This is a genomic window from Paenibacillus tianmuensis (assembly GCF_900100345.1).
In the GTDB taxonomy this organism is placed as follows: domain Bacteria; phylum Bacillota; class Bacilli; order Paenibacillales; family NBRC-103111; genus Paenibacillus_G; species Paenibacillus_G tianmuensis.
This window is the reverse complement of the sequence record NZ_FMTT01000004.1, coordinates 116,651-137,848: the sequence shown is the minus strand read 5'-3', so window position 1 is coordinate 137,848 and position 21,198 is coordinate 116,651. Positions and strand designations below refer to the sequence as shown.

General features: G+C 53.1%; 19 protein-coding genes and 1 pseudogene. 18 read left to right on the top strand and 2 right to left on the bottom strand.

What is annotated here, in order from left to right; translation table 11 throughout:
• The first annotated feature begins 1 nt into the window (after position 1).
• The 17 genes and pseudogenes from BLO51_RS04415 (at position 2) to BLO51_RS04335 (ending at position 18,738) form a co-directional block, all read left to right on the top strand.
• Positions 2–1,000: an ABC transporter ATP-binding protein gene (locus tag BLO51_RS04415; RefSeq protein ID WP_090667352.1), complete on the top strand. Its 999-nt coding sequence runs from the start codon at positions 2–4 to the stop codon at positions 998–1,000.
• Positions 997–1,974 carry an ABC transporter ATP-binding protein gene (locus tag BLO51_RS04410; protein ID WP_090667349.1) on the top strand — a complete coding sequence of 326 codons (978 nt, stop codon included), beginning with the start codon at positions 997–999 and terminating at the stop codon, positions 1,972–1,974. The genes BLO51_RS04415 and BLO51_RS04410 overlap by 4 nt, the downstream gene beginning before the upstream one ends.
• Positions 1,971–3,434: a leucyl aminopeptidase family protein gene (locus BLO51_RS04405; protein WP_090667346.1), complete on the top strand. Its 1,464-nt coding sequence runs from the start codon at positions 1,971–1,973 to the stop codon at positions 3,432–3,434. Before BLO51_RS04410 ends, BLO51_RS04405 begins: the two co-directional genes overlap by 4 nt.
• 285 nt (positions 3,435–3,719) lie before the next feature.
• Positions 3,720–4,433: a 2OG-Fe(II) oxygenase gene (locus tag BLO51_RS04400; RefSeq protein WP_090667343.1), complete on the top strand. Its 714-nt coding sequence runs from the start codon at positions 3,720–3,722 to the stop codon at positions 4,431–4,433.
• A gap of 160 nt (positions 4,434–4,593) precedes the next feature.
• The gene (locus BLO51_RS04395; protein ID WP_090667340.1) at positions 4,594–5,643 is read left to right on the top strand and encodes a serine hydrolase domain-containing protein; all 1,050 of its coding nucleotides are present in this window, start codon (positions 4,594–4,596) and stop codon (positions 5,641–5,643) included.
• Between the two features lie 29 nt (positions 5,644–5,672).
• Positions 5,673–6,989 carry an ABC transporter substrate-binding protein gene (locus tag BLO51_RS04390; protein WP_090667337.1) on the top strand — a complete coding sequence of 439 codons (1,317 nt, stop codon included), beginning with the start codon at positions 5,673–5,675 and terminating at the stop codon, positions 6,987–6,989.
• Between the two features lie 41 nt (positions 6,990–7,030).
• The gene (locus tag BLO51_RS04385; protein ID WP_245719528.1) at positions 7,031–7,987 is read left to right on the top strand and encodes a carbohydrate ABC transporter permease; all 957 of its coding nucleotides are present in this window, start codon (positions 7,031–7,033) and stop codon (positions 7,985–7,987) included.
• Positions 7,988–8,005: 18 nt separating this feature from the next.
• Positions 8,006–8,830: a carbohydrate ABC transporter permease gene (locus BLO51_RS04380; protein ID WP_090667335.1), complete on the top strand. Its 825-nt coding sequence runs from the start codon at positions 8,006–8,008 to the stop codon at positions 8,828–8,830.
• Positions 8,831–8,887: 57 nt separating this feature from the next.
• A complete protein-coding gene (gene murQ, locus BLO51_RS04375; protein ID WP_090667332.1) occupies positions 8,888–9,808 on the top strand; it encodes an N-acetylmuramic acid 6-phosphate etherase in 921 nt (306 codons plus the stop codon).
• Between the two features lie 106 nt (positions 9,809–9,914).
• Positions 9,915–11,051: pseudogene (locus BLO51_RS04370) on the top strand (IS91 family transposase).
• 362 nt (positions 11,052–11,413) lie between these two features.
• Entirely contained in the window at positions 11,414–12,913 is a 1,500-nt protein-coding gene (locus tag BLO51_RS04365) for a spore germination protein (RefSeq protein WP_090667329.1), read from the top strand.
• A 1-nt stretch (position 12,914) separates the two neighbouring features.
• Positions 12,915–14,087 carry a Ger(x)C family spore germination protein gene (locus BLO51_RS04360; protein WP_090667325.1) on the top strand — a complete coding sequence of 391 codons (1,173 nt, stop codon included), beginning with the start codon at positions 12,915–12,917 and terminating at the stop codon, positions 14,085–14,087.
• Positions 14,088–14,091: 4 nt separating this feature from the next.
• A complete protein-coding gene (locus tag BLO51_RS04355) occupies positions 14,092–15,192 on the top strand; it encodes a GerAB/ArcD/ProY family transporter (RefSeq protein ID WP_090667323.1) in 1,101 nt (366 codons plus the stop codon).
• A complete protein-coding gene (locus BLO51_RS04350; protein ID WP_090667320.1) occupies positions 15,189–15,392 on the top strand; it encodes a hypothetical protein in 204 nt (67 codons plus the stop codon). Before BLO51_RS04355 ends, BLO51_RS04350 begins: the two co-directional genes overlap by 4 nt.
• A gap of 337 nt (positions 15,393–15,729) precedes the next feature.
• Complete coding sequence (locus BLO51_RS04345; protein WP_090667315.1) at positions 15,730–16,152, top strand: hypothetical protein; 423 nt, start codon at positions 15,730–15,732, stop codon at positions 16,150–16,152.
• Between the two features lie 299 nt (positions 16,153–16,451).
• On the top strand, positions 16,452–17,483 hold the full coding sequence (locus BLO51_RS04340) for an ROK family protein (RefSeq protein WP_245719525.1): 1,032 nt from the start codon (positions 16,452–16,454) through the stop codon (positions 17,481–17,483).
• 31 nt (positions 17,484–17,514) lie between these two features.
• Positions 17,515–18,738 (top strand): MFS transporter, encoded by a 1,224-nt coding sequence (locus BLO51_RS04335; RefSeq protein WP_174551193.1) that lies wholly within the window; start codon positions 17,515–17,517, stop codon positions 18,736–18,738.
• Between the two features lie 20 nt (positions 18,739–18,758).
• Here the strand turns inward: BLO51_RS04335 and BLO51_RS04330 are convergent, their stop codons facing one another.
• On the bottom strand, positions 18,759–19,508 hold the full coding sequence (locus BLO51_RS04330) for a response regulator transcription factor (protein WP_090667312.1): 750 nt from the start codon (positions 19,506–19,508) through the stop codon (positions 18,759–18,761).
• A 206-nt stretch (positions 19,509–19,714) separates the two neighbouring features.
• On the opposite strand from BLO51_RS04330, the gene BLO51_RS04325 reads away from it, so the two are divergent.
• The gene (locus BLO51_RS04325; RefSeq protein WP_245719524.1) at positions 19,715–20,575 is read left to right on the top strand and encodes a cytochrome c oxidase assembly protein; all 861 of its coding nucleotides are present in this window, start codon (positions 19,715–19,717) and stop codon (positions 20,573–20,575) included.
• 3 nt (positions 20,576–20,578) lie between these two features.
• Here BLO51_RS04325 and BLO51_RS04320 read toward each other — a convergent pair whose 3' ends face one another.
• Positions 20,579–21,190 carry an SCO family protein gene (locus BLO51_RS04320; protein WP_090667305.1) on the bottom strand — a complete coding sequence of 204 codons (612 nt, stop codon included), beginning with the start codon at positions 21,188–21,190 and terminating at the stop codon, positions 20,579–20,581.
• Positions 21,191–21,198 lie beyond the last annotated feature (8 nt).

Below are 21,198 nucleotides of genomic sequence, written 5' to 3'. Positions count from 1 at the left end.
AATGACTCAAAAACTACTTGACGTGAAAGGCCTCAAGACACAGTTCACCCGGGATCAAGGCAAAGTCAACGCGATCGACGGCGTCGACTTTCATGTGAACAAAGGCGAAGTGCTCGGTCTGGTCGGAGAATCCGGCTGCGGCAAAAGCGTCACGTCCTTGTCCGTCATGCGGCTGCTGCACGGCACGCCGGGGAGCATTGTCGGGGGAACGGTCCGTTTTCAGGAGAAGGAACTGGTCGCGCTGTCCGAAAGCGACATGCGCCGTATCCGCGGCAAAGACATCGCGATGATTTTCCAGGAGCCGATGACGTCGCTCAATCCGGTGCTCAAGATCGGCAAGCAGCTCGTAGAAGCGATCCGCCTGCACTTGAAATACGATAAAAGCAAGGCGCGGGAGCATGCCGTTCATATGCTAAAGCTGGTCGGCATTCCGCGCGCCGAGGATGTCATTGACGAATATCCGCACCAGCTCTCGGGTGGCATGCGGCAGCGGGTCATGATCGCCATGGCGATGTCCTGTAACCCGCAGCTCCTCATTGCCGACGAGCCGACCACCGCGCTGGATGTGACGATCCAGGCGCAAATTTTGGACCTGATGAAGAAGCTGAAGGATGAGAACGACATGTCCATCATGCTGATTACCCACGATTTGGGCGTGGTGGCCGAAATGTGCGACCGCGTCATCGTCATGTACGCCGGACGCGTGGTCGAGGAAGGGAACGTGCTGGATATTTTCGACGACCCGCAGCATCCGTATACGAAGGGGCTTATTCATTCGGTGCCGAAGCTGCGCCAGAATCACCGGCGGCTCGAATCGATTCCCGGCAACGTGCCGGACTTGACGAACATGCCGGTCGGCTGCAAGTTCGCTCCCCGCTGCTCGGCGGTAATGGACATCTGCCGCGAGCGGGAGCCGCAGCTGGAACAGACAACTGGCGGCCGAAAGTGCCGCTGCTGGCTCTATGAGAACGATAGCGCGAAGGGAGAAGGGGAAGCGTGACGAAACCGCTGGTGGAAGTGAAAAACCTGCGCAAAGTGTTTCCGATCAAGAAAGGGTGGTTCGGGAAGCCGGCTTTGCTGCAGGCGGTGGATAACGTATCTTTCTCCATCCGCAAGGGCGAGACGTTCAGCATCGTCGGCGAGAGCGGCTGCGGCAAGTCGACGACGGGCCGCCTGATTACGCGGCTGCTGGCGCCGAGCGAAGGCGAGATTTGGTTCGACGGGCAGGAGATCGGGAAGCTGGACGAGTCCCGCATTCGTCCGCTGCGTCGGCAGATGCAGATGGTGTTCCAGGACCCGTACGCGTCGCTTAACCCGCGCATGAAGATCAAGGACATCATCGCCGAGCCGTTGCTTATTCACGAGAAAATGTCGGCGGCGGAGCGGGAGAAGGACGTGCAGCGCCTGCTCGAGGTCGTCGGCTTAAGCTCGTTCCACGGCGAGCGCTACCCGCACGAGTTCAGCGGCGGCCAGCGTCAGCGCGTCGGCATCGCCCGCGCTTTGGCCGTGAAGCCAAGCCTGATCGTGGCCGACGAGCCGGTATCCGCGCTCGACGTGTCCATCCAGTCGCAGGTGCTGAATCTGCTGCAGGATTTGCAGGAGGAGCTCGGGCTGACGTACTTGTTTATTTCCCACGATCTGAGCGTCGTCGAGCATATCAGCGACCGGATCGGCGTCATGTATCTCGGCTCGATGGTCGAGCTCGCGGATAAGGACGCGATCTACGAAAAGCCGCTGCATCCGTATACGCAGGCGCTCTTTTCTTCCGTGCCCGTGCCGGACCCGCGGCTGAAGCGCGAGAAAATCGTGCTGAAGGGCGACCTGCCCAGCCCGGTCAACCCGCCGTCCGGCTGCCGGTTCCATACCCGCTGCCCGGTTGCAATGGATGTTTGCCGGACGAAAGCACCCGTGTTCCAAGAGCAGGAGCCGGGCCATTACGTGGCTTGCCACTTGCATGGGGAGAGCAAAGGATGAAGATCACGACAGGATTCGTTCAAACGGCGGATGTCACGGTTTATCTGTGCCCGGAGCACGCCGGGCAGCCGGTTCCGCAGTTGGAGCTGCGGCCGACGATGAAAGCCCGCGGCGCGGTCACTTGGTTTTACGGCCGTGGCGAAGAGGCGCACGTACTGATCCTCGGACTCGGACCGGAAGCGAGGGTCGATGCCGAACGGCTGCGCGAGGCGGCCGGGAATGCGGCCAGAGCGGTCCATAAGGAAGGCTTCGCGACCGTGAACGTCATGCTGGAATCGTTCGTCCGGGCGCTGAACGGCGCGCTTTCCGAGGAAGAAGCGGTGCGGGCTTGGGCGGAGGGCTGGCTGCTCGGCTCGTATGCGTTCGACAAATACAAGTCCCGCAAGGAAGCCCGTACGGTGGAGCGTCTGCACCTTGTATGCGCCAGTGAGGCTTCCTATGAGGAAGCGCTGGAGCAGACGGCCATTCGCACGGAAGGGGCCATGTTTGCGCGCGACCTGTGCAATGAGCCTCCGAACGTGCTGCATCCGGAATCGCTCGTTGAGATGGTTCGGGAGCGGTTTGCGGAGCGGCCGGTGAACGTTCGCGTCTATGGAGAGCAGGAGCTCGCGGACCTGGGCATGAACGGGCTATTGACCGTCGCGCAGGGAAGCCGGTACAAGCCCGCGCTCATCGAGCTGACGTTTTGCACCGATCCGTCGCAGCCGCTGCTGGCGCTCGTAGGCAAAGGCATCACGTTCGATATGGGCGGTATGAACGTCAAGTCCGGACGGGATATCAGCGACGCGCGGTTCGATATGGGCGGCTCCTGCGCCGTGCTTGGAGCGATGGATATGATCAGCCGCTCGGAGCTGCAGGCGAACATCGTCGCGCTGATCGCGGTCGCGGACAATATGCCCGACGCGGCGGCGTTCGTGCCATCCACGGTGGTCACGTACCCGAACGGCCTTTCCGTGCAGGTCGGCAACACCGACGCGGAAGGCCGCCTCGTGCTGGCCGATGCGCTGCTGCACGCCGGGCGTCTCGGCGCACGGGAAGTGATCGACATCGCGACGCTGACGGGCAACGTCGGCGAAGCGCTCGGGCTGAGCGTCGCAGGGGCGTGGGGTGACCGCAAGCTGGTCGAGACGCTGACCGCCATCGGCGAGACGAATGGGGACCGGCTGTGGCCGATGCCGCTGGTCGACGACTACGAGGAGCTGCTGCGCAGCGATTACGCCGACATGAACAACATTCCGCCGATTTCGTACGGCGGAGCCATTGTAGCGGCGTTGTTCCTGCGTCGCTTCGTGGCCGAGACGATGCGCTGGGTACACATCGACATGGCAAACACCGTGCAAGCTAAGGCTGCGCGCGGCTATTACCCGGCTGGCGCGACCGGCTACGGCGCGCGTTTGCTGGCCGACTTTGCGGTGAGCCGGGCCGAAGCGAACCGGACTGCCGGGGGCGGCGAGGCTTGATGCCAACCGTCGGCTGGGCGTGGACAGACAGGTTTTAGGCTAGATGAATGGGGTACTGATAAGAGATCGTTCCAGAGGCAGATGTTTTGCCGAGGGGCGGTCTCTTTTTTTGATTTTATCAAGTTCCTCGAAAGGGAGTCCCGTCACATGCCCGATTTGGTAAAAATGGAGGGTTCATACAGCGTCTGCCGTAACCCTAAATAGGTAAGCATGATATGGAAAGACGCTGCAGGGCTTTTTGGTTATGATGAAGGCAGCTAAATTATCACGGAAGGAGCCTTTGGTATGACGGAATCTATCACAAAGCGCGTCGCGGGGTTGGATTGGCCTTCGATCCAACAAGCCTTGGATGAGCAAGGCTTTGCAGCGTTTCCGCCTTTGTTGCGGAATGACGAGTGCCGCGAGCTCATAGGCATGTATGAGGTGGAGTCGCACTTCCGGACCCGGATCGATATGGCCCGGTACAGGTTTGGCATCGGCGAATACCAATATTTCCAGTCACCGCTGCCGCCGCTGCTGCAGGAGCTGCGCGTCTCGTTTTACCCCCGGCTGGCCGAAACGGCGAATCGTTGGCAGACGCAGCTTGGTCGGGAAGCCGTGTATCCTCCCGAGCTGGCGCAATTTCTGGAACGCTGCCATGAGCACGGACAGACCCGTCCGACGCCGCTGCTTCTAAAGTACGAGGCAGGGGGCTATAACTGCCTGCATCAAGATATGTACGGGGATGTGTTTTTCCCGTTCCAGGTCGTTTTTGTCTTGAATCAGCGGGAAAAGGAATATGCGGGCGGCGAATTTTTGCTGGTCGAGCAAAGGCCAAGAGCGCAGTCCCGAGGCCATGCGATTGCGCTGGAGCAAGGAGCCGGTCTTATTTTTCCGACGCAGCATCGTCCGGTGCAGGGCACGCGCGGGACGTACCGGACGACGCTCCGTCACGGCGTAAGTACGATTACATCAGGTACGCGCTACAGTCTGGGGCTTATTTTTCATGATGCCCAATGATCGAAATCCTTGCGCTTAGGCGCAAGGATTTTTTTATACAGGAATAAAATTTCATGTCACTATTTACAAAATGAAATTATATTTTATAATATGAATATAAAACAAATGATAGCGTTTACAAAATGACGTCGACTTTAGAGAGAGGGGCGGCGATGGAGAGATGACCGATCCAAAGAAATGGAACGAGGTAGACCGGCTGATCCGGCGCTGGGTGAAGGAAAAGGCGATTCCCGGAGCCGTTGTGGATATCTCGCTGGGAACTGACGTTCGATGGAGCCAAGCTTACGGGTCTTATTCGGACGGCACCGCCGAGTGCCGGATAACCGAGCGAACGATGTTCGATGTCGCTTCGTTAACGAAAATCACGGTGACCTTGCCGGTCATTCTGGCGCTGGGGGAACAGGGAAGGCTCCGGCTGGACGATCCCGCCCAAGCGTATATTACCGGCTTCCGCCATCCGAACGTGACGCTGCGCCATCTGCTGATGCATACGTCTGGGCTTTCTCCTGAGCTTCCTTATGCCAAACGGACGGAGCGCCGGGATGTCATCCCTCTCGTGCTGAAGCAGGAGCTGGTGGCGGAGCCCGGGGAGCAGGCAGTGTACAGCGACCTCGGGATGATTTTGCTCGGCGAAGTCGCTGCCGTCGTATCCGGGCAATCGCTGGAATCGTGCGCGCGCCGTTATGTGTTCGACCCGCTGGGGATGGCCGATTCGACATTCAATCCGCGGCCCGAGCTGCGTGGACGAATCGCCGCCACGGAACCGCTGGACGATGGTACGGGGTATGTGCATGGAGTCGTCCATGACGAGAAGAGCTATCACCTCGGAGGCGTCAGCGGCAGCGCGGGGCTGTTCACAACGGCGGACGACCTGCGCAAGTACGCCCGAGCATGGCTTGACCCGGACGGCGGAGGACTGCTAAGCAGGGAAACGATCGACGGTTGCTTCCGCAATCCGTATCAAGGCCGGGCGCTCGGCTGGGAACTATGGCACGGTCAGGAGCGGTCGCCGGCTTGCGGGGCGTCTTGGCCGCACGGCAGCTTCGGACATACCGGCTTTACCGGAACGAGCCTGTGGATCGACCCGTTTCACGAGCTGATTGTCGTCTTCTTGACGAACGCGGTGCACTTCGGACGAAGTCCAATCATGCGGGAGCTGCGGCCGGTTTTGCATACGACGGTTTATACCTCGCTCATTGAGGATAAATAGAGGATCATCATCCAAGGGAGGGCTTAAGAATGAAGGGGACAAAGACAACGAAAACGGCAATCGCGCTCGCTGCGGCCATATCGCTGATCGCAACGGGCTGCAGCAGCCCGTCGAAAGACGGAGCCAAGGAAACGCCGACGGCAAATGGCGGCGGAGGACAGAAGACGGAAGGCCAGAAGGTCAAGCTGACGATGGGCAGCTGGCGGACGGAAGACAAGGAAGTATATGAGAAGATCATTAAAGCGTTCAACAAGGCGAATCCCGACATCGAAATCGAATTCAAGCCGACCAAGAATACCGAATACAACACGGTGCTGAATACGGCGCTGCAAACCGGCAGCGGCCCCGACATCATCCATCTCAGGCCGTATGCGGCCGGCATCGCGCTCGCCGACGCCAACTACTTGGAGCCGCTCGCCAGCGTCAAGGGGCTCGAAGCGATTCCGAAGGAAGCGAAAATGGCCGCGACCGGTAAGGACGGTAAAGTATACGGCGTGCCGACGGTCTACAGCTCGACGCAAATTTTTTATAACAAAACGCTGTTCAAAAAGTTTAACCTGTCCGAGCCGAAAACGTGGGACGAGCTGATGAAGGCGGCCGATACGCTGAAACAGAACAAGATTACGCCGTTTGCCTTCGGCTCCAAGGAAGGCTGGATTTTGTCCCTGACGCACGGTGCGCTCGGCCCGCAATTTTACGGCGGCACCGAGTTTGTCAACAACCTGATCACAGGCAAAATGAACTTCAAAAGCAAAGAGTTCACCGATTCGATCACGATGTTCCAAGGACTGACAAAATATTTCCCGGAAAATTATACGGGTCTCGGCATGGATGACATGCGCAATCTGTTCGTCACCGAGCAGGCGGGCATGATCGTGATGGGCGACTGGGAAATTGCGGTGATGAAAAAGATGAACCCGGATCTTGATCTCGATTTGTTCCCGGTTCCTCCCGTGAAGGCGGACGGCAAGGCCAGCGTGACCAATTGGGTGGACGGTTCGTTCGCCGTTAACGCGGCGTCCAAGAACAAGCAGGCGGCTTTGAAATTTATCGAGTTCATGACGACGAAGGAATTCGGCAAGATGGTGGCCGACGATCTGAAGAAGCCGAGCACGATTCCGGGCGTGGAATCCTCCGACCCGCTCGTCGCGAAAATGATTCAGCTCGCTGCCGCTAATTCCACGCCGTATGCGATGGTCGTGCATTTCAGTGCAGGCAATCCGACGACCAAGGCTACGCTGGAGACGACACTCCAAGGAATGTTTTTGGGCAAGGAAAAACCGGACACGGTGACGGATATCGTGCAGAAGAGCGCCGATTCCTGGTTCAAGCCCGCGGCCAAATAAACCGCCGGTCGACACAAACTTTATAGAAAGGGCGGGGCGCAATGAATCGAGAAGCGGCGGTATGGGACCGCACGAGCAAACGGAAGCCGGGTTTGAACTGGAAACGAGGGATCATCCACCTGTTCCCGGTTCCCGCCCTCGCCGTCTACACGCTGTTTGTCGTGTATCCGATCGTAGCGGCTTTCAGCTACAGCTTGTTCGACTGGAAGGGGCTTCAGAAGGGCGCTTTTGTCGGCATCGACAATTTCGTCAAGCTGTTTACGACGGAGCCGTTCAACGGGCTGTTCTGGAACGCGTTTGGGCATAACGTTTACTATTTTATACTTGAAATGATCGTGCAAAATGGAATCGCCTTCATTTTGGCGTATATTATTTACACGAAAATAAAGGGCGCGGAGCTGTTCAAAATGGCCTATTTCGTGCCACGGCTGCTGTCGGTCATCGTCGTCGGCTTTCTGTGGAAGCTGATGCTGAACCCGAATTCCGGCGTCGTAAACTTCGCGCTCAAGAACATCGGTCTCGCCGAATGGGCGAGGCCGTGGCTGGGCGAACCGGACACGGCGCTGACAGCGATCATTCTCGCAAACAGTTGGTTTGGCGTCGGCTTCGCGGTGCTGATTCTGCTTGCAGGCTTGCAGTCGATCTCCCAAGAGGTGATCGAGGCGTCGAGGCTGGACGGGGTGCAGGGCTTCCGCTTGATTCGCTCGATCATTCTGCCTATGATGACGCAGTCCATTGTCATCCTTACCGTATTTACGTTCATCCACGCGTTCGAAGCGTTCGAGCTTGTATATGCGATGCAGGGCTCGCAAGGGGAGCCGTACTATTCGACGGATACGCTGGCGGTTTTCTTTTACCGTACGGCTTTCGGCGGATCGTCGGGCGACGGCGTGGCGGTCGGTTTGGGCTCGGCGCTGGCGGTCGTGCTGTTCTTGATCATCGCTACACTGTCCGCATTGTTTATGGCCTATGTTCGCAAGCGGGACATGGAGTATTAGAAAGGGGGTAGACGCTTCGTGAAAACAAATCCGGCATTACGCGCATCGCATTATGTTATCGCCAGTCTGTTCGCGCTCCTCAGCCTCTATCCGATCGTTCTGATGCTCTTGTCTTCGTTCAAGACGAACATCGACATTTTCAAAAATCCGATCGGGCTGCCGAAGGCTTGGAGCATGACTGCCTATAAGAAGCTGTTGGACCAGCTGCCTTACTTCGATTATTTCTGGAACAGCCTGACGGTCAGCGTCGTATCCGTAACCCTGATCCTGCTGTCCGGGTCGCTGGCATCGTTCTATATTGCCAGATATCCGTTCCGCTGGAATCCGGCGCTGTTCTTCTTCTTCCTGCTCGGCATGATGATTCCGGTCAAGCTCGGCATCGTCCCGCTGTTCATGCTGATGAAAAATTTGGGGCTGATGAACACAGTTACTTCGCTGATTCTGATGTATACGGCTATCGGCATCCCGATGTCGGTCCTGATCTTGACCGGATTTTTCCGGACGCTGCCGAAGGAGTTGGAAGAGGCGGGGCGGATCGACGGCTGTTCCGATCTCCGCCTGCTGCTGAGTATCGTGGCGCCCTTGATGAGACCGGCGCTCGGAACGGTTATGATCATGAATTTCATCACGGTGTGGAACGATTTCTTCTTCCCGCTGATCTTCATCCAAGACGAAGTGAAAAAGACGATTCCCGTTGGCATGCTGACATTGTTCAGCGAATACTCCACCGATTGGAGCGTGCTGTTCGCGGGCCTGACCTTGTCGTCGCTGCCGATGATCGTACTCTTCGCCGTCTCCTCCAGGCAGTTTATGGACGGCATGACGGCAGGCGCGGTCAAGTAAGACGGGACGAGAAAGGCAGCTATTGCGGTCAGGGAACCAGGAAGGGAAGGACATTTTATGACGCATAACGAACAACGTCAGCCGGTAACGGAACAGCGCAACGCCAAGTCCGTTCATTTGGACCGGATGAGCGTGCGGGAAATCATCGAGACGATCAACAGCGAGGACGGTAAGATTGCCGCTTCCGTGCAAACCGCGCTGCCGCAAATCGAAGAAGCCATCACCGCGATTGCGGCGCGGCTGAAGCAGGGCGGCAAGCTTTATTACATCGGGGCCGGAACGAGCGGCCGGCTTGGCATTCTGGACGCGTCCGAGTGTCCTCCGACGTTCGGGGTCAATTCGTCGCTCGTGCGCGGCATCATTGCCGGGGGCGAGACGGCGATGGTGAACGCTGTCGAAAACGCGGAGGATGACCTGGAAGCCGGGGCAGCCGATATCGCGCGCTATGCGACGGCGGCGGACGCGGTCGTCGGCCTTACGGCGAGCGGCCGGACGCCGTATGTGCTGGGGGCGATCTGCGAGGCCAACCGCATCGGCGCCGTAACCGTCGGCATTTCGTGCAACACGGACACCGAGCTTAGCCGGGCGGCGGTACACGGCATCGAGGTGCCGGTCGGACCCGAGGTGGTTACCGGTTCGACACGCATGAAAGCCGGCACCGCGCAAAAGATGGTGCTGAACATGATCAGCACAACGGTGATGGTTCAGCTCGGCAAAGTGTACGGCAACCTGATGGTGAACGTGCAGGCGACGAACGCCAAGCTGCGCGAGAGGGTCGTGCGCATCATAAGCGAAGCGACCGGAGCGGACCGGACGACGGCGGAGGAGCTGGCCCGGAAGGCCGAAGGCGATGCGCGTCTGGCGATTCTGATGCACCGGTTTGCGATTGACAGGCAGGAAGCGTCGGCTGCTTTAGTGCGGTCGGGTGACCATTTTGGAGAGGCGGTCCGCTGGCTGGAAGGCCAACGGATCGGATAACAGAGCTTCCCGTGAACCGCCGAAAGCGGCTCGCGGGAAGCTTTTTCAACAGATAAGAAAGTATAAAATCATTACCCTATTTCAGAAAATTTGTTAAGGTAAGAAAATGGAGAACAACGTACTGAAGCGGATATTTCAAGAAAACTGGGAATGGTTTTCTGTGAAGCATAAGAAGCGGATTCGACCTGCGGTTGAGAAAGAAGTGGGTAAGTTTCTGGGCTGCGGGAATCCAAAGAACGGGTTCAAGCTATTGGTGTGCGAAGGCTGCCACGATATAAGAAGAGTTCCTTATCGGTGCAAAGGACGATTTTGCACGACTTGTTCGTGCGGAGAGACGGAAGAGTGGAGCCGTATGATGGCGGAAGATGTGTTCCAGGTCAATCACCGCCATATGATCTTCACGATCGATGAAGGGCTACGTGACATTTTCCTGAGGCATCGAGAGATGCTAAAAGATTTCATGGACGAAGCGGTACGAGTCGTGCAAGAGCATTTTGAGAAGAAGCACAAAGTGAAAGTTGGAGTCATAGCTGGCTTACATACGTTTGGATCGAGGTTAAACTTTAATCCCCATGTGCACATGTTGGTCACGATGGGAGGGATGACGGCAAACGGAGAGTGGAAAACGTACGACTACATTCCATTTCAAAAGCTGCGAAAAGTGTGGCAGACCGTGGTGCTGAAGTTGATCTGCAGATCACTGACGGAAGAAGAGAAGCGGAAGGTACAACCGTTGTTGCAGAAGGCCTACTTGGAGAATGAGGAAGGCTTCTATGTGCATGCGCCAAAACAAAGTGGAAATGTGAAAGCGCAGCTTGGATATATAGGCAGGTACATTCGCAGACCGGCACTACGGGGTGTATGCAAGGCGGTCTAAGAATATCTGCAAGAGAAGGTAAAGGCATGGCAAGCAACAGTGAAGCGGACGTTGGTGAAAGTGAAGCAACTGATTAGACGAAAATGGAGAGAGCGGATACAAGCAAATACGGGGAAAGACCCGATGGTCTGTCTGAAATGTGAGTGTTACCTTGAGTACAAGGGAGAAGTCTGCTTGGAGGAAGGCCAACTGCGGGTGAAATATGCCTCCTGTCAAACAACGAAAGCCACGCTAGAGAGGATGATTCGAGATCTCACCGGTGTCGAAGAAACGAAAAGTCGTAAAGAAGAAAAAGGAGTCGTCGGTGAGCGCGAGTCGCCGAATGATGGACAACCAACACGTCAATTATGTTTGTTTGGAATGTAAAGAGGAAGAAACGATACCGCTGGGAGTCGTAAGAGATTTTGACCGAATGGATGGTGGAGATCCAAGTGTGCCGCCTAAATTTGGATGCGAACATTGTGGAGGAGAAATGTACCCTGAGCATTACATTGGTGTACATGGCTACGAATACAAAGTCTCAGATATCCTCCAAACCCAAAAAGACCGTCAGAGAGATCTACCCTGACGGTTTTTCTTGATAAAGCGCAGAGTTGCAGGCTACCAGTTAATTTACAGATTTCTACACGTTATTTGAGTACATCAGTAAATTATAAAACGCAAAGTGTTTATCAGGTTTAATACACGGAAATACTGGAACTAACAACCGCGATTGAAGGTGTTTGCGCATGAGTGTAAGGGAGACAACAGAGTCAGAGTACTCTAATTATGACGGCAAAAACCCGGAGGCGTTTGTTCAGCAAATTGCAGGAGTGTTGCGCAATCCGCCGGATCTAGTGTACCGCAAGCTCGCGCTATCGACGGAGGTTTCCGGCTATTGCTTGTTCATTCAAACCTTAGCGGATAAAGCGGGAATAGAACAAAGTGTTCTTCGATTCTTATCTGAACCGTCTCTAGCCTGTGAATTGGAATTGTCTAAGAATGCTCTCGATGTTATAGAGAGTAGAATTCCTTTTAGCTCAATTGAGGTAACCAAAGAATTAAAGCAATGTATTCGAGGCTTATTAAACGGCCATTGTCTATTAGTTTTCTCCAGCATGAGTCAGATATTAGTATTGGATACCTCCAAATCGGCTCACCGAAACGTAACCGAACCTTTGATTGAGTCTACTGTCCAAGGACCGGCGGAAGGATTTACGGAAGATTTAGCTACTAACATATCTCTCTTGCGCAAAAGAATCAAAAATGCTCATTTTTGTATAGAACAGTTTGTGATTGGAACAGAAACGGAGACGAAGGTCAACTTGCTTTATCTAGGAAATCTTGCTCCCGAAGGCGTAGTCGATGAGTTCCGAAACCGCATTCATTCGATCCGGATCGATAGCGTGCTCGATAGCAACTATATTGAAGAATGGATTCAGGATAAGACGATGTCACCGTTCTCCACAATACTTGATACTGAACGTCCAGACGTGGTAGCTTCGCACCTTCTGGAAGGGCGAGTAGGCGTGCTTGTTGACGGTTCTCCGGATGCATTGATCGGTCCTATTACTTTTTTTCAATTGTTTATTTCGCCGGAAGACTATTATCAAAGAGCCGATATTGCCACTTTGCTGCGGTGGCTGCGAGTACTCTCTTTTCTCATGGCCGTGTTAATACCTGCGCTATATATTGCGGTCGTCTCTTATCACCAAGAGCTACTTCCCCACTCTTTATTAATCAGCATCGCGGCTCAGCGAGAAGGGGTGCCATTTCCCGCTATCATTGAAGCATTAGTCATGATGATCACGTTCGAGGTGTTGCACGAAGCAGGCCTTCGCATGCCGAGAGTTGCAGGACAAACCATCTCCATTGTTGGCGCGCTGGTATTGGGTCAGGCGGCCGTGCAAGCAGGACTTGTTTCGGCTGTCATGGTTATTGTCGTCTCGGTCACGGCGATATCCAATTTTGTGGCACCGACGTACAACTTCGGCATTACTCAGCGGATTCTTCAATTTTTCTATATGATTTTGGCAGGGACGGTGGGATTTTATGGTGTTTTGTGCGGTGTATTATTCACGGTGGTACATCTGGCTTCTATAAAGTCATTCGGTGTCCCTTATCTGACTCCGATCGCTCCTATAACAACGTCCGACTGGAAAGATATTCTTGTACGATTACCCCGTTTATGGATGAATTCGTATCCCAGGATGAATCGAACGAAGAAAAAACGAAGGAGTAACCCATGAAATGTTAAAGAAAATGATGTTGATCATTTTTTTTTCGGTTTGCCTAACGGGTTGCTGGGATAAAGTAGAAATCACTCAATTGGCGATTGCGGAGCTAATTGGCGTAGATTCGGATCCGGAGACCGGAAAATTTATTGTCTATTATCAAATAGTTAACCCGGAGGCGGTTGCGTCCACAAAAAGCAGCGGCATCAAGTCCCCAGTGTATACCTATAAAGTTGAGGGATTCAACATTCGGGATTTATCACTGAAAACGGCAGAAATTATGCCGCGGAATTTGTTTCCTGATCATTATCAGTCGGAGATCGTGACCGAACGGTACGCCAGACAAGGCTTGCAAACATTCCTTAACTTTTTTGAGAGACAGTACAACAGACGTTCCGATCTTTATTTATTCGTTACGGATTCTCCGCTTTCCGATGTCATGATGACGTATACCCCGCTAGAGAGATTACCGGGACGATATTTGCGTTCCCTGATTGAGCTCGAGTCGGAAACGACCGGGAGAGTAAGCAAAAAATCGCGAATAAAAGATTTGATGGAGAATATGGAATCTTCCATCCTAACGGTTTTGCCTGTGCTGAGCATCAGTGGATCGAAGCCATTGTCCACGACAGATCGCTATGAACAAATAAATGCAAATAAAGGAAGTTTCATACTGAACGGCGGGGCCGTATTTAGAAAGGACCGCATGATCGGAAAATTGCCGATGCGTGAGATGACTTATTACTACTTATTGAAAGGGGAAAACAAGGTACTCTTCGAATCGTTGGTAGTTAACGGGCGCGAGGTTGACATTCAAGCAACTAAAACGAAAGTCCGTAAACGTCTCTCCATCGGCACTGAGGGGGTCACCTGGAAAGTGGATATCAGCACGAATCTCCTCATCATGCAGAATGAACAAAGGAATAAATTAACTCTGGAGAACATGAAGGAAATCAAAGAAGCTTTTAATCAACAAGTCGATAAGAAGGTGACTGATTTTTTTGAAAGCGCGATGAGGAAAAAATGGGACTTTTTCGGTTTAGAGGAAGCAATTAAGTACAAGCGCGGCAAAGCATGGGAGAGCATACGAAACCAGAGGAACGCTTGGCAGCAAACAAAACTTCGACTGTCGGTTCAAAGCAAAGTTATCGATATCGGAGAGATCGACAATCCGTATCAAGGGAGTTAAAAGCATGGAGAAAGCTCAAATCAGTACTTGGCAGTTTTTTGTTTTGCTCTTCGGTAACTTGCTAGGGACCTCTTTTTTCTTCTGGCCGGGCGGCCTTATTCTCACGGCGAAACAGGATGCATGGATGGTCCCGCTCTGGGCGGGAGCCGCAGGAGTTCTTATGGCCTTGATTTGGATTAAACTAGCCGAGCATTACCCGGGAGAAACCCTTATCCAGATTTGTATCAAGGCCGCGGGAAAAGGGGTTGGCAGGGTGATAGCACTGCTTTATGTCGTATTTTTTGTGCATCTATCCGCCTTCGTCATTCGAATTATTGGGGATTTCATAAAGCTAACGATGATGCAGCGCACTCCTTTAACTGTGCTCCATGTCATGTTTCTTCTCATTATTTGTTATGCTGTAATCAAAGGAATCGAAACGATTTCGAGAGCCGCAGAACTAATGATTCCCATTGTTACTCTCACGTTTATTTTTATATTTCTAGCCGCGCTTTACGAATGGAATTCGGATCGTTTTCAGGGAATGTTTCGAATGAATGTATGGAAGACGGTAAAAGAAACCCGAGCCCTGATCGCTTTTCCATTTCTGGATGCTCATATTTTCCTGATGTTGTTGCCGTATGTTCAAAGCAAAAAGAAATTAAGTTTTATTATGGCTATTGTTGTCGCGACACTGGCGTTAAGCGGCATTACTTTTTTTATCATAGGCGTTCTCGGCGTCACTCGAGCTTCGCGCGAAACGTACCCCATGTTCGTGATCGTGCAGGAGATCCACATCGGAACGTTTTTCGAGCATTTGGAATCAACAATTGCTCTTATTTTGCTCGTCGCTATTTTTATAAAACTGTCCGTTACTTATTATTGCGCCGTGCACGGAATCCGCCAATTATTTCAGGTCCGCGACAAATCGTGGCTTGCAATATCGCTTATATTGCTTATATCCGGACTTACGTTAGGGTTTGATAATGTTATAGAGAATACTGTGTTTACCAGACGCTCTTATTTTGAATATTCGTTGTTTTTCGGTTGTATTTTCCCTACGCTTCTTCTTGTAATAACTTGGATAAAACGACTTAAGAGACAACCAAAGGAAGGCTCATCATGATTTGGTTTATCATTTTTATTGCTGTTTCACTGGGCCTTAGCACCGCTCTCATGATTAGACAGCAAAAAAACGCGAGGGAAATAGGGATTTTCGTGACCATTGTTTTGATAGGTTTTGCGGAATGGTTGAGTATATTCTTAGAAAGAAAATTTAATTTGAATGATTGGATCACCGCGTTCTTTGAATGGACCGGTTTATAGGCCTGCGTAAATTGCATATTGAATGTATTGGCTTAAATGCAAAATCACAACTAAGTAGCCTAAGTATACTGTTCTCTTTTCTGTGATTTCAATATCGGGACATACAGTGCGAACGAAAAAATTCATGAGATGTGTTCTTGGGTCAGTGATATCTTTAGTAACTAGCCATGATCGTAATTAGGATGCAGCTTCTTTTGAACGAGGTCAGAAAAGCAACAGGGAGTTCCGGAAATATGCTGATTTAGGATGGTTTGAAGGCCTCGACTATGAAGGAAAGCAGGAGGTTGAATATTTTAAGGTTTACGCGAAGGCCAATCTGTATATCCTTGACGTACTCATGGGAAAAGAAGCTGTTATTGCCGAATATGCCGCCTACTTGGTTGATCATCCGGACGAAATTTTGCCAGGCTTAGTAACCATTTTGAAGTCGGCCAATAAGTATGGTTTTTGCATCGATAAGGTACTGCTGCTGTTCTCCGATCAAATCGGCGGTTTCTGTTCTTTGCAAGATATGATCGGGATGGATCAGCACGTTCGATTCCGGTATCAAAAAGCAATTTATGAATTTTCCAAAGAAAACTTTAAAGACGGGATCGAGGAAACTTTATGCTGTTTGGTTTTGGCCTTTAGGATGAGACGATATGAGGATTGTTTCTGTTATTCAGCCTTGTTCGAAAAATACCGGAAATACGCAACAGGGGAGCAAATTCAGCGTTTTCAAGCTATTATGATAGGAGGGGAGGAGGTGAAATTGAGATGAAAGGTCTTATCTTTTCGTTGCTTATTGCATTTGGGTTGTGCAGTGGTTTTGTCCCAACAATTCTAACACCAGGACAAGGACCGGTAATGGTTACCTTGGATGAGCATGGCGTAGGACATTAGAAAACAGCACCCCTTAAAACATTTTCGGATCGTTTCTGGAAATGTTTTTTTTATTAATCTACGCGAATTTTTACATAAAATAACAGACCCACGAAAAATCATTCGTTGTGTCCCGAATGAATCTATGATACACTCGAAAAGTAATTAAAGAACTTTAATAAGTAGGCGGTGAATGCCTTGAAGCTTCCTTTCGTTCAGCCCAAAATGATGGGTGAGATGATTCGTCAGCAAATTCGTGCGGCGCTGTGTCGCGATTCGGTATCGACCAAGGCCGAGCTTGCGCAGAAAACGGGCATCAGCTTTCCGACGATTAGCAAAACGCTGGATGAAATGAACGACCAAGGAGAGGTTTTGTTAACGGGGCTGGGAGTATCCAGCGGAGGTCGGCGTCCGAAACAGTACCGGTTAAATGCCGATCATATGGCGGGGCTCGCCGTAGGACTCGAAAAGGATTATTCTTCCTATGCGCTCCTTAATTATGTGGGCGAGGTGATCGGGCGGGAGAAGCTTCCCGGCGTTTTGCACGATGGACCCGAGCGGTTGACCGAACAGATTGGAACCTTCGTAAAGCGATATCCTCATTTGCGCGCTCTGACCTTGGGAGTACCGGGTGCGGTAAATAACGGGCGTGTCTTCTATATGCTCGATTACGATAAGTTCCAGAACTTCGATTTCAAAGCCTTTTATCAGGAACGCTTTCCGCTCCGGGTTCAAGTGGAAAATGATATGAATGCCACTGTTCTTGGCTATCATGACCGTTCGGGAGACGAGCAAGACCGCTCTCTTGTATACCTGTATCTGGGACAGAACGGTCCGGGCGCCGGGATTATGGTGAACGGCGACGTGGTAAGAGGGAGCAGCTTTTTTTCGGGCGAGGTTTCTTTTTTGCCGCTTTACGATTCGCGGAATTTTTTACAAGCGGTACAAGACCGCGCTTCCGCACAGAACGGCACGGAGAGTCGCTTGAGGCTGATCGACGCGATGAGCCGTTTGGTCGCCGTGTTTACGGCCACCCTGAATCCGCATACCATCATTTTTTGCAGTACGGATATGACCGAACACGATCTTACCGATGTCCGGAAAGGAAGCGCCTTCTATGTTCCGGCAGACAACCTGCCGTCCCTGATCGTCCGGGATTGGGAGGAAGATTATTTCCATGGGCTAAATCAACTCACGATAAAAACGATGCTGGGTACCGGAATCGATTGATTGCACGGCCAGTTTAAAAAGGGGAATTAGCATGGAACATTCACTAAGCAGCCGCCAAATTCAACAATGGCGCATGGCCATCTATATCATTTTTGCGCTGCCCGGCTTTGCGATGGCCACCTGGGTTTCGCGTACTCCGGCCATCCGGGATACGCTAGGCGCCACCATCGCCGAGATGGGATGGATTATTTTCGGCTTGGCCGTCGGCTCCATCATCGGCCTGCTCAGCGCAAGTCATCTTATTGCAAGCCGCGGAGGGCGATTTGTCATGATGACCGGCCTTGCGGTCAGCTCGGCGGGGCTCGGCATCGTGGCGATGAGCGGGGTATGGCTTACCGACGGAATAACGGTGTTCCTGGGACTGGCCGTCTTCGGCTTCGGGAACGGAATATGCGACGTGGCGATGAATGTCGAGGGGACGGCGGTCGAGCGTGCCGCTCAAAAGTCGCTTCTGACCGGCTTTCATGCCGCATACAGCCTGGGCACGCTTGTGGGCGCCGTTGCGGGCTCGGCAGCCATTCAGGCGGGACTGTCCGTCGTCGTACATTTGTCGTTTGCGGCGGTCGTCGTGGTTTTATGCGCCGTCTATGTATACCGATTCGTCCCTGCCGGAACCGGGCAAGAGCGTGCTGCGGATTCGGGCGAACCGCCCATGACCGCACGGGAGCGTATGGCCGTGTGGAAAGAGCCGCGCACGATTTTGATCGGTATCGTTGTCTTGGGCATGTCGTTTGCGGAAGGCTCTGCGAACGACTGGCTTCCGCTGGCCATCGTAGACGGCTACCAGGTCTCTCCGGCGATGGGCTCGTTTGCTTTCGGCTTGTTCGTGGCCGCCATGACCATCGGCCGCGCCGCAGGCGGGAGGCTGCTCGACCGGTTCGGACGAGTCATTGTTCTGCGGGCTTCCGCGTTATCCGCGATTGCGGGGCTGCTTATCGTCATCTCGGGACAAAGCTTCACGGCTGCCGCCATCGGCGTTGTACTGTGGGGACTCGGCTCAGCTTTCGGATTTCCCGTCGGCTTGTCTGCCGCAGGAGACGATCCACGCGGGGTCGCTGCGAGGGTGGGTGCCGTTTCGACGGCCGGATATGCCGCCTCCCTTGTCGGGCCGCCTATTCTGGGTGTCGTCGGCGATTCCATCGGCTTGCTTCGCGCCCTAATTATTGTGTTGATCGGCGTTGTGGTAGCCGGATTATTGAGTCATGCCACGAGGCCAATCGGAGCGCGGGCCAAGGACACGAACTTCAAAGCTTAGCAGAGATAAAACCGTTATCGTCATCTGTCGATAACGGTTTTTTGCTTGTTCAGGGCGAAGGAAGCGGGCACATCCAAACGGTAGCCTATGCCCCAGACGGTGCGAAGCATCGAGGCGGCAGACGGCGAGACGGCGTGCATTTTTTCCCGGATGCGCCGGATATGGGAATCCACCGTCCGAAAATCGACGATCACCTCGTACTTCCATACGTCCTTAAGCAGCTCTTCGCGAGTCAGCGTCTTGTTCTCGTTCAATGCAAAATAACGCAGTAGTTCGTACTCTTTCAAAGTCAGCGTGATCTCGTGACCGTCAATCATCACACGCCGGGCCAGGTGCTCGATGACCAAATGCGGCAGCACGACGTCGTGGCGCGATTTGTTCTCCAGCCGGAGCCTTCCCGGAGCGGTGCGCTTCAGAATGGCATGGATGCGGCAGATCAGTTCGCGCGGACTGAATGGCTTCAGGACATAATCGTCGGCTCCGGCTTCGAAGCCGAGGAGGCGGTCGCTTTCGTCCCCTTTGGCCGTGAGCAGGATCACCGGCGTCGTCTTGACTCGTTTCAGCAGCCGGCAAATCTCGGGGCCGCTCAAACCCGGCATCATCCAATCGAGCAGCAAAATATCGTAGTCGCGATCTAAAGCCATTTGCAGCGCCTGCACTCCGTCTCCGGTTTCGTCCACGGCGGCGCCGTCTTTATTCAAATACAGGTTCAGTATGCGGCGGATCCGGTCCTCGTCGTCGGCGATGAGCATCTTGTAAGCTAAGGTCATGGCAGTTCCTCCTTCATGCTTCTCATTGTAGCCTTAGGCGGGCCGGGAGACATGCCTCGAATGAGTCATTTCGTCGTCGGTCCAGTGAACAAAGCTTGTCTCCTTTGTGACAACGAGATGGCACTTTCGTGTCATAGGAACCGGGGCTGAAATTAGGTAAGATGGAGGGGATGCCAAGAAACGAACAAGTAAAGGAGGCTTTGAGCTTGGACTTTCTGTTGATGATGGAAACGTACGGATTCCGGGTGGTGTGGGGGCCGGAGATGTTTCTGACGGTTGCGCTGGTGGCCGTATTTTACATGCGCTACAAGGGCAGCACGGTGTCCGGACAGCAGACGGCGAGCTTTTTTATCGGGCTGTTCTTGCTGTACATTGCGCTCGGAGGACCGCTGAATCTGGGCGGGCACTTCTGGTTCAGCCTCCATATGCTTCAGCAGTCTGTGATGTACCTGATCGTTCCGCCGCTGCTGCTTCGGGGGATGCCGGAAGGTTTTTTCCGGGCGCTTAGCGACAATCGGTGGAGCCGGTGGGTGATCCTTATTTTCGGTAATCCGATCTTTGCGATGTTTTTGTTCAACGGCGCTTTTTCTTTCTATCACATCCCGATGATTTTCGATGCCGCGATGTCCAATTTTGCGCTTCATAATGCGCTGCATTTGCTGCTGTTCTTCTCGGCGTTCGCTTTATGGTGGTCCGTGTTCAGTCCGGTCGGGGCGCTCTATGCGATGAGCGAGTTGAAAAAAATGGGGTACATCTTCTTGAACGGTATTTTACTGACGCCGGCATGCGCGCTCATCATCTTTGCCAAAGCGCCGATGTACGAGACCTACATCGCTGGTGCGCAAATGCTTTGCATGCCGTTCTATGCGATTCCGGTGGAGCCGTTGACGTTCTCCAGTCCGTGGCTTACGCCGCTGTCCGACCAGCAGCTGGGGGGCGTGATCATGAAGATTATGCAGGAAATTTCGTACGGCTGCCTGCTTGGCCTCGTATTCTTCCAGTGGTACAGGAGAGAAAAAGACAAAGCAGAGGACCTTCCCGATCCCCTGCTTGAGCCGACGCGGTAAGCGTTATTTCGATCCGGCGATTTGCCGGATCATTTTTAGAATTTCGTCGTTGTCCATCTCTTCGCCCATCGTATAAATTTTGCGGATTTGTCCTTGCTGGTCGACCAGGAACAACGAGGTCATCGTATGCACGAACCCGCCGTCCTTCATCTTTTGCACCGTCACGCCAAAATCTTTCGCGACGGCCGCCGTTTCTTTCTCCGTCCCGGTCAGCAGCGTCCACCCGCTGTAATCCATTCCCATTTTGTCTCCGTACGTTTTGAACACTTGAGGCGTATCGCGCTCGGGATCGAAGGTGACCGATAGAAAATGGACCTTATTTCCCCACATGCCGTCTTTCTTTAATTCGTTCTGCAGCTTGACCATGTTGTACGTCGTGGCCGGGCACACGTCCGGGCAATTGGTGAACAGGAACTCAACCAGACGCACTTTGCCGTTCGAATCGTTTAAAGAAACCTTCCCGCCATCCAACCCGCTCAGCTCAAAGTTCGGCGCCTGCTTCAACACCGGCAGAGGCGGCCCTTGATTGAACCAGGTAAATAGCGAGATTGCAAGGGCAGCCAGCAGGAGGGCGACCGTCAATTTAAACCCGTTCTTTTGAATCCATGGCTTCATCCGTTAAC

Excerpts from the sequence above, each read along its gene's own strand:
- BLO51_RS04415 (WP_090667352.1), top strand. The coding sequence starts at position 2 with ATGACTCAAAAACTACTTGACGTGAAAGGCCTCAAGACACAGTTCACC.
- BLO51_RS04405 (WP_090667346.1), top strand. The coding sequence starts at position 1,971 with ATGAAGATCACGACAGGATTCGTTCAAACGGCGGATGTCACGGTTTAT.
- BLO51_RS04400 (WP_090667343.1), top strand. The coding sequence starts at position 3,720 with ATGACGGAATCTATCACAAAGCGCGTCGCGGGGTTGGATTGGCCTTCG.
- BLO51_RS04395 (WP_090667340.1), top strand. The coding sequence starts at position 4,594 with ATGACCGATCCAAAGAAATGGAACGAGGTAGACCGGCTGATCCGGCGC.
- BLO51_RS04390 (WP_090667337.1), top strand. The coding sequence starts at position 5,673 with ATGAAGGGGACAAAGACAACGAAAACGGCAATCGCGCTCGCTGCGGCC.
- BLO51_RS04385 (WP_245719528.1), top strand. The coding sequence starts at position 7,031 with ATGAATCGAGAAGCGGCGGTATGGGACCGCACGAGCAAACGGAAGCCG.
- murQ (WP_090667332.1), top strand. The coding sequence starts at position 8,888 with ATGACGCATAACGAACAACGTCAGCCGGTAACGGAACAGCGCAACGCC.
- BLO51_RS04365 (WP_090667329.1), top strand. The coding sequence starts at position 11,414 with ATGAGTGTAAGGGAGACAACAGAGTCAGAGTACTCTAATTATGACGGC.
- BLO51_RS04360 (WP_090667325.1), top strand. The coding sequence starts at position 12,915 with ATGTTAAAGAAAATGATGTTGATCATTTTTTTTTCGGTTTGCCTAACG.
- BLO51_RS04355 (WP_090667323.1), top strand. The coding sequence starts at position 14,092 with ATGGAGAAAGCTCAAATCAGTACTTGGCAGTTTTTTGTTTTGCTCTTC.
- BLO51_RS04350 (WP_090667320.1), top strand. The coding sequence starts at position 15,189 with ATGATTTGGTTTATCATTTTTATTGCTGTTTCACTGGGCCTTAGCACC.
- BLO51_RS04345 (WP_090667315.1), top strand. The coding sequence starts at position 15,730 with ATGGGAAAAGAAGCTGTTATTGCCGAATATGCCGCCTACTTGGTTGAT.
- BLO51_RS04335 (WP_174551193.1), top strand. The coding sequence starts at position 17,515 with ATGGAACATTCACTAAGCAGCCGCCAAATTCAACAATGGCGCATGGCC.
- BLO51_RS04330 (WP_090667312.1), bottom strand. The coding sequence starts at position 19,508 with ATGACCTTAGCTTACAAGATGCTCATCGCCGACGACGAGGACCGGATC.
- BLO51_RS04320 (WP_090667305.1), bottom strand. The coding sequence starts at position 21,190 with ATGAAGCCATGGATTCAAAAGAACGGGTTTAAATTGACGGTCGCCCTC.